This window comes from Aliidiomarina sp. (assembly GCF_047920995.1).
In the GTDB taxonomy this organism is placed as follows: domain Bacteria; phylum Pseudomonadota; class Gammaproteobacteria; order Enterobacterales; family Alteromonadaceae; genus Aliidiomarina.
In genome coordinates this window covers 1-808 of sequence record NZ_JBLRWZ010000087.1, presented here as the reverse complement: position 1 = coordinate 808, position 808 = coordinate 1, and the positions used below count along the sequence as shown (strand labels likewise).

At 51.6% G+C, this 808-nt stretch carries 1 protein-coding gene; it reads left to right on the top strand.

Features of this window, described 5'->3' with window-relative positions; genetic code table 11:
- The coding region (secY, locus tag ACNA7P_RS11225) for a preprotein translocase subunit SecY (RefSeq protein WP_416258710.1) at positions 1-808 on the top strand (808 nt) is incomplete at both ends.

Here is an 808-nt window from a genome sequence, read left to right as displayed (position 1 = left end):
GCCTTCAGGGCATGGTTGGTCCCGCCGGAGAGCCGGTTGTTCCTAACCCGGGTGCTGGTTTTATCCTGATGACAGTGATCACTCTGACGGCTGGTACCGCGTTTGTTATGTGGCTTGGTGAGCAGATCACTGAACGCGGCATTGGTAACGGTATCTCCCTGATCATCTTTGCGGGTATTGTTGCCGGGATGCCTTCGGCTATCGTTAATACCTTGCGATTGCTGGAAACCGGCGCCATGACACCGACAGTGGTTATCTTTATTCTCGCTTTGATGCTTGCTACCGTTGGCGCTATTGTTTTCATGGAACGAGCCCAGCGCCGCGTACCGATTCATTATGCCAAGCGGGTCGTTGGCATGCGCAATATGGGCGGTCAGTCGAGTCATCTGCCGATGAAGATCAATATGGCTGGTGTTATTCCACCGATCTTCGCCAGTTCGATTATGATGTTTCCAGCGACGATAGCGAGCTTTGTTGATGCCCCATGGGTCCAGCGGATCTCTGGCTATCTGTCACCTGAGCACCTGGTCTATAATATCTTTTATGTTGCATTTATCGTTTTCTTCTGCTACTTCTACACGGCTATAACCTTTAACCCGGTGAACGTAGCTGAAAACATCAAGAATCAGGGTGGTTTTGTGCCTGGCATCCGGCCGGGCAAGGAAACTGCGACCTATTTAGATACTGTGCTCAGTCGCTTGACCTTCGCAGGTGCCATTTACGTGTCAGCTGTTTGTGTGTTGCCAACGGTCCTGATCAGTCAGCTCAATGTGCCCTTCTTCTTTGGCGGAACGGCGCTGCTGATCGT